This window comes from Pseudomonas sp. 21LCFQ02 (assembly GCF_024129895.2).
In the GTDB taxonomy this organism is placed as follows: Bacteria; Pseudomonadota; Gammaproteobacteria; order Pseudomonadales; family Pseudomonadaceae; genus Aquipseudomonas.
On sequence record NZ_CM178749.1, the window covers coordinates 427,289 to 442,436 of the forward strand.

At 60.2% G+C, this 15,148-nt stretch carries 15 protein-coding genes; 3 read left to right on the forward strand and 12 right to left on the reverse strand.

The genetic code is table 11. The features are described 5' to 3' along the window. Positions 1-11 precede the first annotated feature (11 nt). Positions 12-1,403: an NAD(P)/FAD-dependent oxidoreductase gene (locus NJC40_RS02010; RefSeq protein WP_253140635.1), complete on the reverse strand. Its 1,392-nt coding sequence runs from the start codon at positions 1,401-1,403 to the stop codon at positions 12-14. A 207-nt stretch (positions 1,404-1,610) separates the two neighbouring features. Between NJC40_RS02010 and NJC40_RS02015 the strand changes: the two genes are divergently transcribed. Further along, positions 1,611-2,684 carry a GlxA family transcriptional regulator gene (locus tag NJC40_RS02015; protein WP_253140636.1) on the forward strand — a complete coding sequence of 358 codons (1,074 nt, stop codon included), beginning with the start codon at positions 1,611-1,613 and terminating at the stop codon, positions 2,682-2,684. A gap of 4 nt (positions 2,685-2,688) precedes the next feature. Here NJC40_RS02015 and NJC40_RS02020 read toward each other — a convergent pair whose 3' ends face one another. The 3 genes from NJC40_RS02020 to NJC40_RS02030 are packed head-to-tail and all read right to left on the reverse strand — an operon-like array spanning position 2,689 to position 4,744. Further along, complete coding sequence (locus NJC40_RS02020; protein ID WP_253140637.1) at positions 2,689-3,396, reverse strand: SpoIIE family protein phosphatase; 708 nt, start codon at positions 3,394-3,396, stop codon at positions 2,689-2,691. Further along, entirely contained in the window at positions 3,396-4,040 is a 645-nt protein-coding gene (locus tag NJC40_RS02025) for a hypothetical protein (protein ID WP_253140638.1), read from the reverse strand. Before NJC40_RS02025 ends, NJC40_RS02020 begins: the two co-directional genes overlap by 1 nt. 59 nt (positions 4,041-4,099) lie before the next feature. Further along, the gene (locus NJC40_RS02030) at positions 4,100-4,744 is read right to left on the reverse strand and encodes a hypothetical protein (RefSeq protein WP_253140639.1); all 645 of its coding nucleotides are present in this window, start codon (positions 4,742-4,744) and stop codon (positions 4,100-4,102) included. A 447-nt stretch (positions 4,745-5,191) separates the two neighbouring features. On the opposite strand from NJC40_RS02030, the gene NJC40_RS02035 reads away from it, so the two are divergent. After that, entirely contained in the window at positions 5,192-5,455 is a 264-nt protein-coding gene (locus NJC40_RS02035) for a DUF6124 family protein (RefSeq protein ID WP_253140640.1), read from the forward strand. A gap of 22 nt (positions 5,456-5,477) precedes the next feature. On the opposite strand, the gene NJC40_RS02040 is transcribed toward NJC40_RS02035, so the two are convergent. The 7 genes from NJC40_RS02040 to NJC40_RS02070 form a co-directional block, all read right to left on the reverse strand. Further along, positions 5,478-6,272 (reverse strand): trypsin-like serine peptidase, encoded by a 795-nt coding sequence (locus tag NJC40_RS02040; RefSeq protein ID WP_052483349.1) that lies wholly within the window; start codon positions 6,270-6,272, stop codon positions 5,478-5,480. A 151-nt stretch (positions 6,273-6,423) separates the two neighbouring features. After that, complete coding sequence (locus NJC40_RS02045; protein ID WP_253140641.1) at positions 6,424-8,745, reverse strand: multicopper oxidase family protein; 2,322 nt, start codon at positions 8,743-8,745, stop codon at positions 6,424-6,426. A gap of 248 nt (positions 8,746-8,993) precedes the next feature. Beyond that, entirely contained in the window at positions 8,994-9,764 is a 771-nt protein-coding gene (locus tag NJC40_RS02050; protein WP_253140675.1) for an N-acetylmuramoyl-L-alanine amidase, read from the reverse strand. 348 nt (positions 9,765-10,112) lie between these two features. Beyond that, on the reverse strand, positions 10,113-10,466 hold the full coding sequence (locus NJC40_RS02055) for a RidA family protein (RefSeq protein ID WP_253140642.1): 354 nt from the start codon (positions 10,464-10,466) through the stop codon (positions 10,113-10,115). Positions 10,467-10,475: 9 nt separating this feature from the next. Continuing rightward, positions 10,476-10,826: a cupin domain-containing protein gene (locus NJC40_RS02060; RefSeq protein ID WP_253140643.1), complete on the reverse strand. Its 351-nt coding sequence runs from the start codon at positions 10,824-10,826 to the stop codon at positions 10,476-10,478. Between the two features lie 94 nt (positions 10,827-10,920). Beyond that, positions 10,921-11,697 (reverse strand): pyrroline-5-carboxylate reductase family protein, encoded by a 777-nt coding sequence (locus tag NJC40_RS02065; protein ID WP_253140644.1) that lies wholly within the window; start codon positions 11,695-11,697, stop codon positions 10,921-10,923. Positions 11,698-11,717: 20 nt separating this feature from the next. Then, a complete protein-coding gene (locus NJC40_RS02070; protein ID WP_253140645.1) occupies positions 11,718-13,040 on the reverse strand; it encodes an NAD(P)/FAD-dependent oxidoreductase in 1,323 nt (440 codons plus the stop codon). 175 nt (positions 13,041-13,215) lie between these two features. Here NJC40_RS02070 and NJC40_RS02075 point away from each other — a divergent pair, with 175 nt between their 5' ends. Then, complete coding sequence (locus NJC40_RS02075) at positions 13,216-14,139, forward strand: RHS repeat-associated core domain-containing protein (RefSeq protein ID WP_253140646.1); 924 nt, start codon at positions 13,216-13,218, stop codon at positions 14,137-14,139. A gap of 12 nt (positions 14,140-14,151) precedes the next feature. Here NJC40_RS02075 and NJC40_RS02080 read toward each other — a convergent pair whose 3' ends face one another. Continuing rightward, the gene (locus NJC40_RS02080; protein WP_253140647.1) at positions 14,152-15,108 is read right to left on the reverse strand and encodes a 2-hydroxyacid dehydrogenase; all 957 of its coding nucleotides are present in this window, start codon (positions 15,106-15,108) and stop codon (positions 14,152-14,154) included. Between the last annotated feature and the right edge of the window lie 40 nt (positions 15,109-15,148).

Genomic DNA, 15,148 nt, shown 5'->3' on the forward strand with positions numbered 1-15,148 from the left:
CGTCATCGTCCTTATTTTTTCTGCGCCGGCACGTAACCGGCCGGGGCCATGGCCACCAGCTGTTTGGTGATGAACCCGGCGTCCTGATCGACGTCTTCCAGGCTCTCTTTGCGCACCAGCGCGTCACGCACCATGTGTGCCCCGAAGAAGCGGAACGGCTCTGGCGGCAGCAGTTTCATTTTCTGGTTGACCAGGCCGCAGTTGGACCACTCGTCATTGGCATGGGTGGCCAGCGACTTGATGATGCGGCTGGCAAATACGGTGGTCGCCACGCCGTTACCGGAGAAGCCGATGCCATAGCTGATGGTGCCGTGGTGGTCGAGGTAACCGAAGTTCGGCAGGCCTTTCATGGCCCGGTCAATCGGCCCGGTCCAGCTGCTGACCACCGGCACGTCGGCCAGTTGCGGGTACAGCCGGCGCAGTTCGGCGGCGACGCGATCGGCAGCCGGCGAGGGTTTTTCGTACAGGTTGCCGATGCGCCCGGCATAGGCGAACTGGCCCAGCGGCTTGCCGAATACCACACGGCCATCCGGGGTGTTGCGCCAGTAGTTGAGCACGGTGCGCGAGTCGGTCATGCACTCGCCGCCGCTAAAACCGATGGCATCGAGTTTGGCCTTGACCGGCGCGGTGGCGACCATGTCGCTGGACATGATCGCGATCATGCGGCGCAGCTCCGGGAATTGCGCGCCCCAGGCATTCAATGCCAGCACCACATGATCAGCCTTTACATGGCCTTTGGCGGTATGCACCACCGGGTTCTTGCCGCGCTCAAGGTGAGTGAACGGCGATTTTTCGAAAATCTGCACACCGAGCTTGAGCGCGACACGGCGCAGGCCACGGGCGAGCATGGCCGGTTGTACGGTGGCGGCGTTGGGGTCAAAGATACCGCCGAGCACCAGTGGCGAGCCCATGCGGCCGGCGATGGTCTGGCGATCCAGTTCCCGGAACGGGTTGACGCCCAGATTCTGCAGGCCGTCGGTCAGGATCTTCCAGGAGTTCATCTGCCGCTGGTTGGTTGCGCTCCACAGCCAGCCATCCTTGCGGTACTGGGCGTCGATGCCATGTTCCTGGCAGAAGCTGCCGATCTCGTCGATGGCCGACTCGGCGGCCTCGCAGATACGCCGCGCTTCCACGTCGCCGCAGATGGTGCGTACCGACAGGTACTTGCCCCACCAGTTGGTCGCCACGCCGCCGTTACGGCCGCTGGCACCAGAGCCGCAACGGTCGCGCTCGACGATGACGATGTTCTTTTCCGGGTGTGCCTGCTTGAGACGGATGGCCGACCAGAGGCCGAGAAAGCCGCCGCCGACAATGCAGACGTCAGCCTGGATGGATTGTTCGAGGGCGGGAGCGAGATCGCTGTCCAGATCGAGGGCCTGCGCATACCAGAATCCACGGTACATAGGAGTGCTGCCTTGGTGAGTGGTTTTTTCAGCATGATGCGCAGCCACCCGGCAGAGCGGCTATTACAGCAATGACAATTGATCGTAGGTTGCGACCGATCGTCCTTCACGTCCTGTTTATGGGGCTAAATATGATATTCAGGACAACCCGGCAGGCCTAGAATCGACACCACGGCATCGATGCCGGACGCTTGGAGATTGCCGATCATGGCCCTTGTCGATGCCCCGGATGCCGTTGCGGATGCGCCCTTGCCGACTCCGGTCAAACCGGACCTGCGGGTCGGTTTCATCCTGCTCAATCACTTCACTCTGGTGCCGGTGGCAGGCCTGGTGGACTCCTTGCGCTTTGCGGCCGACAAGTCGTTTCGCAGCCAGCAGGTGCATTGCCAGTGGGACTGGATGACCTGCCATGACCTGCCGGTGACCGCCAGTTGCGGCATGCCGATTTCGCCGACCAAGCCGCTCAATGTCTGGGCGCAATACGATTACATCGTGGTCGCCGGCGGGCTGATGGGCGAGACCCGCAACCCGCCGCAGTGGCTGCTCGATGCACTGTGCGACCTGCATGCCGCCAAGGTGCCGATCATCGCCCTGTGCTCGGCGTCGTTCGTGCTCGGTAAAGCCGGGTTGCTCAACGGCAAGCGCTGCGCGGTGCACTTCACCATTCTCGATGAGTTCAAGCAGCTGTACCCCGAAGCCGTTGCGGTACTGGACAAGAGTTATGTCGACGACGGCGGGATCATCACCTGCCCCGGCGGCACCGCCATCGACCTGGCGGCCAGCCTGATCAGCCGCCACTGCGGGGCGATCCGGGCGCAGAAGGGCCTGGAATATCTGCTGGTGGAAAAACAGGCCGACATTCATACCCAGGCCGAGTCGGCTGCCCAGTCAGCCATTTACGAGAACGACCGGGTCAGCCGCGCGATCAGGTTCATGCGCGAGAACCTCGACACGCCGCTGTCGCTCAAGGAGGTGGCGCTGGCGGTCGGCACCCAGCCGCGCCAGTTACACCGTGAATTTGTCGCCAACACCCAAGAGCCACCGGCCAACTACTGGCGCAAACTGCGCCTGGACCACGCCCGGCGGCTGTTGGTCAACACCAGCCAGAACATCACCACCATCGCTCTGGCCTGCGGTTTCTCGGACGCTTCGCACTTCATTCTGTGGTTTCGCAAACAGTATGGTGAAACGCCGTATTCGTACCGCAAGCGCCGCCATGAGGTGGAGCGGTTCAAGACCGACTGGCAGGATGGACCGGTGGGGCTGGATCCGGAGTTGTAGGTGATCAGGCTGACGAGCCAGTCATCGTAGTCTGCATACATTCCAGCAAATTGTCACAATCGGACCGTAGCTCGATAGTCGGCTCGCCACACTCCAGGCTCAGTACGCTAGCGTCATCTTTGGTGCCATGCAGATCGATATCCGAATACAGATGTTCGTGCCAGTAACCATCACTGCAAAGCAGTAGCCGGGCATTCAGCGGGAGGCTTGTCGTCAAACAGTCCGGAGCATGAAAGCGTCTGGCGTTCAGGGAACGGGTCAGCACATGCCGTGATTCCTCAAGCTGCCTGGCATCCTGAGGCCAGATAGACTGGTTGTGCAGATTCTGTGGACGGTTCAGCCAGTTGATTGATTCTCCGGGACGCTGGACTCCCAGCAGGCAATCGCCAACACTCGCGACATGGAGCAACTGCTGCGACAAGTCGATCAGCACGCAGCAATAACTGGCGATAGCGTGCAGGTGACGTTGCCGCAGCCGCCGTTGTTCGGCACGCATGATATCTGCCAGCCCTGCGAAGCTCAGTGGCAGAGGCTCTCCAAGCGCCACCTCAATCACAGTACGAGACCAGTGTCGGGCGAGGCCCTGCCCATCGCCCCTTTCGGCCGCATCCACGATCATGGCTAACACGTAGGGGCCCTTGCGTCCAAAAGCGGCAGCATCATTATTGCTCAGCCTTTCCCTGCCTTTATGGCTAACCCAGCCAATCTGCATCAGTGGCTCGCTTCTGCAAGAGCTTCCAGCCGCTCGAACAGCAGACATTCGCGCTCAGCATCACCTCTAGCCTGGGCGCTGACTGCATATTCAAAATTCCCATCGCCAAGTAACTGGCCAATCTCCTGGCAGATATAGTCGCGCACCTTGATGTCAGCGGATTCAATTTCGTCATGCAATTGCGCACGGCCGTCAACCAGGTTGAGGATATCTTCTATGTCACGACTGGACAGAGCATCGCCGCGCCCACGACCTTTCCAGGCCTCAAGCTTGGTTGCCATGAAGTACACGGGACTGACCAGATTGATTGTGATGCCCTCGTCCAGTTCATAAGTCGTGGAGGTGGCCATAGCGTCTTTATACCAACGGTTGCTGAACCCGAGGGAGTCATCGTCCGGCATGAAATCAACGCGCAAATCACCCAGTTTCATTGCGCAGACGGGGAAATCATCGTCGTCTTCTTGCGGGCTGACCCGGAAACCGCGAGTGCTGAGAGCCTCCTGCAAACGGGCAAAGCCCACCGGGCCCATGACATGCACAATCAGATCAACATCGTCGGTGCTGCGCACCTGCTCACGAGTGAAGTCGTCGGTCAGCAGCAACCCCGTGGTGCAGCCACCGACAAAGGTCATCTGCTTGCGCATTTCGGGCCCCAGTGCTTTGGCAACCTCACACAACATGCCCTGAAGGGTACTGAAAACGCTCATGCCAACTCCAGACGATCGCGTAGCAGTTGCACCGCAAGATTCCGTTCGCGAGGTTGTCCTAGCCGTATGGCATCGATCAACGCCAGCATGGAGTACATCTGCGGATCTCTTCGCGCCGCATCGACCGCACTTTTGAATAGCGGCTCGACCCTCATACCCATGGTATTACCATGAGCATAGGACCAGACCGGCACGTGCTCACCGGCACTGATCAGGCTCTTTTCCAGAACTGGCGCTGCAAAGCCGGTCGCAATGCCCCGGGTCAACTCTTTGGCCCGGGCTGGAAAAACGTACTTCAGGCCGTAGACGATGAACTCAAAGAGAGCCTTGGTGTTCGCTCTGGGTACGCCCAGCTTGCGGTCAGTTTTGGCCAGGCCAATCTCCATACAATGCTTCAGCGAAAGGTTGATCTGCGTCTTGCTGATGCCTGTCTGCTGTTCTAGCGCACGGGCAGTGTAAAAGGATAAATGCCCGGTGCCCTCCTCGTGTCCTGACGGGTTCTGGTGTAACGGCGACGGCTCGTCACTCCCCTCTTCCCAATCTTTCCAGTCGTGCGGCCAGGCGGACACAACCTTGCCCCGCGACTCATGCTGATGGAGGCAAACCAATTTAAGTAACAAGCCAATGTCTTGACCTTTCATTCGACATCCTACCTAGCCGTCCCATGTCCTGGGACACGGGACAAAGAGATCATGCAATTCGATGTAGTACAAGTGGCAGAGTGGTTATTTCTCAATGACTACCACCTGAGGCGCCCTTTCAAGGCTGCAATTGCAAGATGCCTCCCTTTCTCTTGAAGGAAATTTCCGAGAAAATCCCGACCGCTTGCGCCCGTGAGTTTCGGTATCTACCCTCTGGCCGTCGCTGTAAATCCAGCGACCAGGTTTGGTAGGCCTGAGGGTTAACGGCGCAGGGCGCCACCTTTTGCGAGGCGCTTTTATTCGGCCTGCAGTTATGGTGGCCGTGCGCAGGGTGCCTTCGGGCACGCCGGGTTCCGTTGACCGGTCCTACCAACTTGTGCACGGTCGCCACCCGGCGTTTGGTAGGCAATGGGTGACGGCTCCATCAGCATTAACGGAGTTGTACTCATGAAAAAGATCGTTCCCGATCCACCCTCGCTCGAAACGTCCCTTACCCTTGTTGAAGGCCGCCTGGCCCATGCCCTGGAGTTGCTGCGTTGCGCCACCGCCACGGTTCATGAAAGCGCCGATGCGCTGCAAGGCCCGCCGCGTCACTTGGCGATGGCCGGTATGCACCTGATTACCCAGGCGCATCTGGTGCTGGACCAAGTGCTCGATCAGTGGCCGGTCATACACCGTGAAAGTCAGGAGCAAGAGCAACTGCCGGCCTGACAGCTTCAGGGGCGAAGCATGATTACAGCAGCCCGCGCTGTACCAGCAGATTGCGAATGGTACTGGCCGCGATGGCCTGATTAGAGCCGTCGAGCGGCCCCCCGAGGAAATGCAGGCCGACAACCTCGCCGCTGTTGAGGTCGAGCAGCGGCGAGCCGGAGTTGCCGCGCAGGGTGCTGCAATCATGCAATACCGTGCCGGTGAAGCCGCTTACCATGCCAGGTGACAAGCACTTGTAGGTGTAGAGCTCCTGAAAAATCTGCTCCATCAGTTGCTGATCTTCAACTTCGGCGTCACGCACCGGGTAGCCAGCCGCTACGACGTGGGTGTTGGTCTGGGGAGGCTCTTTGGCAAGCAGCAGCGGTTCAATCCCGCTGTCCTGCGCCAGACGCAGAAACGCGATATCCGGTTTCCAGTCGCGGGCGATCCAGAGCACTTCGCTGATCGCTACCTTGCGGGTGAGCGCATTGCCGGCCTCTGCGAGAAAGTTGATGGCCGCGCTCTGCCGCCCGCTGCCCGATGTCGCTGAGCGAAAGCGGAAGCCATTGCCGTAGGGCATGGCGAACTTGTCGGCGACATGGGCGTTGGTCACCACGATGTCCTTGCTCACCAGCCAGCCCGTGCCGGCCAGCTCGTCGTCAGCATTACCCTGCAGCTCGATCCGGCCAATGGCAGGCAGGCATTGCTCAAGACGTGTACGCGCCTGCTCAAGCCGTTGCACGAGTGCACTGGCCGAACCGTCGTTGAGTGCATGGATATCGAAACTGCCTTGGCGTACCGCGAGGGCCGGCCGACCTTGGCGCAGGATGATAGACATAAATGTGAAATCCGTACTTGCGCGGTTTAATACCGGATCACGGCGCGCAGCCGGATCGACACGTGCCCCCCCTGGGCATGCGTGCGCCACGTTCAATTATGAAACCGTGGCGCAGCATGTCAGCCTCCTTTAGCCTCTATCGACGCAAGCCTCAGTGGGAATGGGCTGAGCCTGCGGCCTCCCGGTTGCGCTTTTCGATGCCGTCCAGCCCGCCCGGAATGCCGGGATCGAAGATCTCGACCAGACGCATCATCCCCTTGTCTTCATGGGGCAGGATGTGGCAATGCAAGACGAAGCGTCCGACGTAGCGCTCGTAGTGCGAGCGCACGACGACTTCGACGTCCGACTCCACCATGATGGTGTCCTTGTAGACGTCCTTCATGCCGAAATACTGCGAGCTGGGGTCCTGGGTCAGATCCTTGCCATCCTTGCCCGTTACGCGCACCACCTGGAACGGGTTGATATGAATATGGAAGGGGTGAGCAAAATCGGCGGTCCGCAGGCGCCACTCATCAGTGTCGCCAAGCTGCAGGGCGATCAGTTCGTCCGGTCTGGTGCTGAAGCGCACATCCTCGACCTTGGCCCAAGGGGCTTGCGGATCGGGATCAGACGCCACTTCGAAATCGCTACGGGAAAAACGTGTATGTCCGATTCCCGGTCCAGGGGAAGGCGGGGACATACCTTCCTGCACCGAATTATTGAAATCGAAGCGCAGCAAGCGGACATTGTCCACGTGCAACCAGGCATCCTCCTGCTCGCGCGTGGTCTGGCCTGTCAGCCTCTCGTGCGGCGAGAAATTCTCAAGCTTCAGGCCTGCGTCGAGATCGGCCAGGATCGCTGGCAGTTTCGAGACGTCGAGCCCCTGCCTTTGACGGTCTGCGGCCAGTCGCTTGGCGGCGCTGGAGAGGGTTTCATGAATCACGACTTTGGCCTCGGGAATCTGCGGCCGGGCATCGTTGCGCTCGACCCTGACAGAGAAGAGCAGGCGCCGGCTGTCCACCGAGCCTTCCACGCTGGCCTCGCCCTTGAGGGGTGAATCAATGACGCAGTAATCCTGATGGCGCAGGTTGCCGGCAGGCTGCGGGAAAGACACCAGCACGTCACTGCGGTAGCCCGGCTGCAGGACCCGCGCATCAGTTTCCAGTGCCTGGTATCGGATCAGCCCATCGGCAGCGATCTCGAACACCTTCAGTGGCGGGCCATCGACGTCGCAGACGCGTGCGATTGTACGGTCATTGTCAGTGGCGGAGGTTTTGCTGAACAGCGCCTTGAGCGAGCTTGCCTCGCCTTTTTCCGGGTTTGGTTTGGCAGGATAGATCTGCACCTTGATGCTGTCATTGAAGCCGGCATGGATAAACCGCCAGCGCTCAGGCTGGCCGGCGATGACTTTCTCCTGACCAGGCTCACTGCCAATGCCCAGCATGTCAGCGACTCGGCCGTTGACCGTGGTGAAGCGCCCCGAATTTGTCCAGTTTTTCGGTCCGCCCAGATTGTTGTAGTTCACGATGGCGCCGATATCGCCCTCGGCGCAATTCCATTTGTCATCTTTGGGCGTACCGTCGGGCTTGAAGCATTCGTACTGGATCTGCTGGAGCATGAAGACCCGATCGGGAATCGGTTTGCCGTCGGGTTTGCTCAACAACACATCAATGTCGCCGCTGCGAAAACCTTGACCGTTCGCTCCCGGAACCGGCCACCGATCGCCGTTGACGATCAATGCGCCAGACAGGCCACTGGCGACCTGCAGGGCGGTGGAGCCGTGAATGTGCGGGTGATACCAGAAGGTGCCGGCAGGATGATCGGCCGGAATGTTGTATTCGTATTCGTGTGCAACACCTGCGCCGGGATACAGGCTGCGCAGCACGTTGTCACTGTTGCCGGCCGGATTCACCCAACTGCCGTGAAAGTGGTTGTTGGTGACATTGAAGCAACCGGGGCGGCTGTTAGGCGTGTTCATTGAGCCGGCGTCATGCGCCGGGTCGCACTCCTGCGGCGGGATCAGCTTTTCGTAAACGTCCTTGCCAAGCCCGGCCCGGGTGTAGTCCTGGCGCAGGTTGTCTGGCAGATCGTCCCAGGGCAGCAAATGATTGTAGATATCGAAGCGTACCGTCTGGCCGGGAAGTGCCTTGATCAGCGGGGCCGCGACCAGATTGCCAGGGGCATTGCTGTTATTGGGATCCGCATAACCGCGTAGCCAGACCGTGTCCTTGATACCCTTCTTCGGGTCCTGGATCCGGGCCTGCTTCAGACGCAGTTCCAGTTGTGCACCAGGGTCGTTCTGGCGAACGGCTGTGCGTGAGGTAACACCGGGAGCTTCACGCACACCGGTTACCGCTGCCGGCGCGTTGCGGTCAATCCCCATCCTCAGTGTCGGCGGGTTGCTGATGCCCTCCTCCTGAGCAGACAGGGCGGTAGCGACCCAGAAAAGCGATGCCAGCGACACGCCGCATCGAACCAATCCTTTGGACTGCATAGTAAGGTTCCTTCCTGAGAGATCGCCGCAAGCTGGCAATATGATATTCAGACGGGAAAGTAGCCTTTCCTTAGGAAAACGCAAGCGAATTTGAAATGTCCATCACAAGACGCCCCCGCCCAGCACCCGATCGGGTCAGGCGCTGGGCGGCTGCAGGCAATGTGAGAAAGCTGAGAAGTGCACCTGTAATGCGTAAATCCATTGAATAGATGCCTGCTGCACAACGTCTCACGGACAACAGCTAAAACTTACTTACCGGGAAAGTATTTGGCGACCAGTGCATAAACAATGGCTGCAGTTTCAAGATCAACTACGCCGTTATAGTTCTCAGGTCTGAAGTGCAACTGAAAGGCTCTGACCAACCCACGATAACCACTGTCACCGGCGGCAGTAGAGGTGTCGTAGCCGTAGGTTTTTAGTTTGGCTGTTATATCGGCCCGCGATGGTAAACCAGCGCTGAACTGTTGCTTGAAGGTTTGTACCGTGGCCGCGTCGTACCAGGCGCCCACGCCTGCTTCGTAAAGCGCTTTCCATGGAAAAGCCGTGCCGGGGTCGCTCTTGCGGCCGGGTGAAATATCCGCATGCCCGACCACATTGACCGGGCTGATGTCCGGGTAGCGCTGCAGGATATCGCGGGCCAGTTGTTTGATAGCTTCGATTTGCTCAGGATGGTACGGCGGGAACTTGAATACGCCGCCTTCGTCGGTGGCCAGATTGACGATCTCGATGCCAATCGAGGTGTCGTTGAGGCTATTGCGGTTGCCCCAGGTGCTGACCCCCGCATGCCAGGCCCGCTCGCTTTCATCGACCAGGTTGAAGATGCACAAGGTATTGAAACCTGCATCCTGATAGTCCTTTTCCGACGGGTCGGGAATCAGGTAGTGGGCACTGACGGCAGGTCCGGTCAGGGCATTGACCGAGCCTCGAAAACCGATGGCCGTATAGTGCATGACAAGAAAACGAACGCGACGATTGAAACCTTTTACAGAGCGATAAGTAGTGCGATCAACTTCGTACACAAGCGCCTCCAATGACGGGCTAATACATTTAAAAAGCCCGACCAAACTAGCACCGTACAAAGCCCGTCAACGTATCGACTCCGTTACGTGGCACGACTAACGCACGCAGCATGTTTCATGATTAAGCGTTGCACCGCCTGGGTCTGGTTTGATGCGGTGACTTAAACCGGCCTCTTCGTCGCAATGCCGCCCAGACCAAGCGCCCACAGGGGGGTGTGATGCTTAATCGAACAGTATCGGCTTTAACCCGCACTGGGCATTCTTTGTGGACCGACTACCAATGACTTGCATACCCCGGTCTTGAACTAGCCACAGCGCGGTTTGGTTGTAGCGGTTTTACCGACTCTGTTACAGATACCCGCTGGCCTGAATCTCGATCAGGTACTGCGGCGTCACCAGTTGCGCCCCCACACATGCGCGAGTCGGCGGTGCTTCGGCGGCCCAGGCGTCGTAGATCAGGTTCATGGCGTCGAAATCGGCCATGTCACTGAGCCAGATCTGCACCCGAGTCACACGTTCCTTGCCGACGCCGATCCGCGCCAGCATCGCCTCCAGCTGCCTCAGTACACACTGGGTCTGGGCGGTGATATCGGTATCGGACTCAGGCTTGAGCGCCACCATGCCGGAGGTTTCGAAGCGGTCACCGGCAATGATGATCTGGCTGGCACGGGTGCCTGCGTTGATGCGTTCGATAGGTGTCATCGCCCGCTCCTAGAACAGTACGTAAGTTTTGCGGAAGTTCTCGCGGATGTCCCACACGCCTTCGCAGTTCTCCGGAAACAGTACAGCATCACCAGCGCTGAGTTTGACCGGTTCGCCACCGTCGGGAGTGAAGATGCACCAGCCGCTGATGATGTGGCTGAATTCACGGTTCTTCAGGTGCCGACGGAACACACCGGGGCTGCTTTCCCAAACGCCGATACTGGCGCCGACGGCTTCGTTGGTCTGATCCTGGGCGGTACGTGCCTGGGCGATAATGTCGCCGATCGGCAGCTTGGCCGGAGCCGGCTCGCCCAGCTCGGCGTGGTCAGCGTTGCGTACAACGGTCAGTACATTACTCATGGGTATCGGGGCCTCGTTGGCAGGGTTGAATCAGACCCGCTCCTGCTGGCCTGCCAGCAAGGAGTCGAAGCCCGGTGCAGGTAAGACGGGTGGCTCAGTGGCCGGCAGAACGGCTCAGCAGGGCATCGAGCACCACTTCACAAGCTGCTTTCCATTGCGCGCCGGCCTGCGAGTGGTTGAGCAGCGCCAGCCCGTCGGCGGTGTAGGTGCCCGGAGTGGCGATGCGCTCGCCGAGGGCCTTGAGGCTCTCGTGCTGTTGTTCTTCAGAACAGGCCAGGCAGTCCTTGAGGCTGCTGAGCACCAGTTGCCGGGCCTGTTGCTCCGGCAAGCCTTTATCGGCCAGCCACTCTTGCAAGTCGTGCAGCAGGAAATAGAACCAGCCGTTCATGCAGGCGGCCACGGTGCCCAGCTCGAACTGCGTGTCATCGGCCAGCACCACCAGACGCCCCAGCAACCCCAACAGCGGTTCCAGCTCAGGGGTCGGTGGGGTCAGGGCAACCGTCGACTGGCCGAACTCGGCAGCGTACGACAGCATGACGCGCACGCAACGAGCGCCCGGAAACAACTCGGCAAGCCGGCTCAGACTTTCGCCGGCCACCACCGACACCAGCCATTGACCGGGCCTGACCTGAACCTCAGCGGCCAGGCTGGCCAGGTCGGCCGGGCGCACGCCAACGACTAACAGCTGCGCCTGTTCGGCCACTGCCGCGTTGCTTTGCAGCGTGCTACAGCCGTAGTCGGCGACCAGTGCCGCAGCCCGTTCGCGATTGCGCGGCGAGAGCAGGATCGGCCCGTCAAAACCGCCGTTACGCAGCCCGCGAACGAGTTTTTCGGTCAGTTCGCCAACGCCCAGAATGCCGATGCTGTGCATATGTTGCTCTCCTTGGCGGCTCAGCTTTCCTGACCCGCACGGTGTTGGCCCAGGCGCAGGTTGAAGTTCACTCCCAGGCTCAGGAACGGCTCTGGCGGGTTGGCATTCGGCCCTTTGGAGGAGAGCAGAAAATCAATCAGTTCATCGCGCTCACCGGCCAGCCAGTCGGCCAGCAGCGTGCCGGTGATGGTGCCGCGGGTGATGCCCAGACCGTTGCAGCACAATGCACCGTGAATGCGCGGCGCCAGTGTGCCGAAAAACGATTCATGGTTGCGCGACAGGCACATCGAGCCACCCCAGGTGTAATCGAATGGCGTGCCGGCGAGCATCGGAAAACGTCGTTCGAACGACTCGCGCTGCTGGCGTTCGGCACGCTCCAGGTATTTCTTGTGGCTGCGCCCGTCGGGGTTGAAACTGAAGCTGTTGCGCACCAGCAGGCGCTGGTCCGGGGTACGGCGCAAGGTGCTGCCGAACGGGTCCGCCGGGATAATGCCCCAAGTTTGCTTGCCACCCAGACGCGCCTGTTCTTGTTCGGTCAGGGGCCGGGTCATGCTGGCGTAGGTGAACACCGGCAGCAGGCGGCCCTTGAGGAAGCCGAAGTGCGAGGCGAAAGCGTTGTTGGTCAGCAGCAACTGGTCGGCGATCAACCGGCCGTTGTCGTGGATCAGGGTGACCTTGTCGGCGCCCTGCTCGATGCTGTGAATGCGGGTGTTCTCGAACAGCGTGACGTTGGCCGGCAGGCTCTCGGCCAGCCCTTTGACCAGTGCCGCAGGCTGCAGCAGGTAAGTGCCGGGGGTGTACAGCCCGCGCTTGTAGAAGTGCGTGCCGACATGCTCTGGCATGTCTTTGCCATCGATCATCTGGTAGGCCTGGCCGAGTTTTTCAAGACCGCTGCGATAGGCTTCCAGCACCGCAATGCCCTTGGGCTCGATGGCCGCCTGGTACTTGCCGGCGGCCTGCAACTGGCAATCAATGCCGTGCTCGGCAATCAGTTTTTTCAGCAACGCTTGCGCGCGCAGGTTGAGCTTGAGGCTCATGCGCGCGGTGGCCAGGTCGCCGATGTAGTCAGGGGCGCCGATGTCGTGGGGCAAATCGATGGCGAAGCCGGAGTTGCGGCCCGACGCACCGAAGCCAACCTGTTGGGCTTCGACCAGCACAATCTGGTCATGGGGGTAATGCAGGGCCAGTTGCCGGGCAGCGGCCACACCGGTAAAGCCTGCGCCCAGCACCACCCAGCGTGCCGAGGTGCTACCCGAATGCGCCGGACGCACTTTGCGCCCCAGGCTGAGGTGGAACCAGCCACAACCGTTGTCGTCTGCCGGGGTTACAGTGCGCTCGAACATGCTCGAATCCTTTTATTTTGGCCACTATCGCATCGGCTGCGGGGTGAGCCATATAACAAACGGGACGAGTCATAGAAGATGTGGGTGGCGGCCAGCCTCACAGTTCTGCCAGTCGCCGGATTGCCTGTTCGCAGTGAAACTTCGGCCTGAGCATGATTGGCCGAGGCTTTCACATATGCCTGCACACAACTGGCTTTGCCGCTATCAATACGACGCCCTGGATCGCCTGGCAGGTCGGCTACCCGGTGAAACAAGCAACGAGCGGTGTTTCTATCAAGAGAAGCGACTGACGACCATTGTTCAGCAACAGCGCAGCACCTCCTGGCTGAATACGGCGCACTCGATCCTGTCGCAACAGCAGCGAGAACAGCGCAAGACGCTATGTGCACTGGTCGGTAGCGATCCGTCAGGTTCGGTGATCCATAGCGTTGCGACGTCAGGACTAAGCGTCTGTACCTATGCACCCTACGGCCACCGGCATCCTGTCGCTGCCTTTGAGCAGTTACCGGGTTTCAATCGCGAGCGAGCGGATCCAGTCACAGGTCATTATTTATTAGGCAGCGGTTTCCGGTCGTTCAATCCGGTGCTGATGAGGTTCAACAGCCCGGATGATATGAGTCCGTTTACCGAAGGCGCACTGAACGCCTACGCCTACTGCGTGGGCGACCCGATTAACCGTTTTGACCCGACCGGGCACCTGCCGACGTTTCTGAAAAAGATTCTTCGCCCTGCCGGTTTGATCAGAACCCGTAGTCAGGTTCGGATGCAGAGCTACTTGAGAGACATAAGCCCGAGAGCTTCGGTTGCATCGACCGATACGCTAACGACTGTGGTTTCAGACTCGCAGGACTTCGACCTCATCCAACTGACCAGGCAATCATCCCAACCCGCCATTGAAAGCAGATCTGTCGTTGAGTTGAAGCCTGCCATTGAGCCAACCGCCAAGGCCGGTGTGCAGCCCACCACCAGTTCGAGTCTGGGTATGGATTATTGGGGAAAAAGAGCGGCGTCCCGACAAGCGCAGATATCTTTCGGAGAACCCGTTCAGAGCAGGCAGGCATCGGTCAGGGGTAGCAGGAGCGTTCAGAAACGCCCCTGAAACACTGCCTACTTAACCGGTCACACAGGCTTGCGGCTTCTTGCCGGCAAAGGTATCCACCAGGCTGGCAATCACCATCTCGCCCATACGGGTCCGGGTCTGCACTGTGGCGCTGGCGCGGTGGGGTTGCAGCACCACGTGCTCGTTGTCGAACAGCGCATCGGGCACGCGCGGTTCATCGACGAACACATCCAGTGCCGCGCCGGCGATGCTGCCGGCCTTGAGTGCGGCGACCAGCGCGTCTTCGTCGACCAGCTTGCCCCGTGCCACGTTGACCAAGTAGCCGTCCGGGCCCAGCGCTTCGAGCACTTTGGCATCGATGATCGCTTTGCCGCCGTCGGCGGCGGCGGCGAGGATCAGGGCGTCGCTGTTGCGGGCCAGTTCGCTCAGGTCGGCGACGTAGCTGTAGTTGACGTCGCTGATCGGTTGCAGGTCGGTGTAGCTGATCGGGCAGCCGAAGGCGGCGGCGCGGGTGGCCACGGCGCGCCCTACCCGGCCCAGGCCGACGATACCAACGCGCATGCCGCTGAACTGACGGGCCAGCGGTAGCGGTGCCAGCGGGGTCGGGCTGTGCTGCCACTGACCGCTGCGCACATAGCGGTCGCTGGTGCACAGGCCACGGCAGGCCGCGATCAACAGACCGATGGCCAGATCGGCAACATCGTCGGTCAGCGCGCCGATGGTGGCGGTGACATGGATGCCCAGGTCGCGGCAGTAAGCCAGGTCTACCGCATCGGTGCCGACCCCGTTGACCGCCACCACTTCGACGCGGGGCAACTTCGACAGCACTTCACGGGTGATGCCGGTGTGGCCGCCGGTGATCACGCCACGGATGTTCGGGCCGTGTTCGGCCAGGTAAGCGGCTTTGTCGGTCTGCTGGAAGTACGGGCGAATGGTGAAGAGCTCGGCGAGGCGTTCGCGGATTTCAGGGATGAGGATCGGGCTCAGTTGCAGGACTTCTGGTTTCATGGGGTACCTCGTTTGATTCGGATAATGGGGGCGAGCGCTG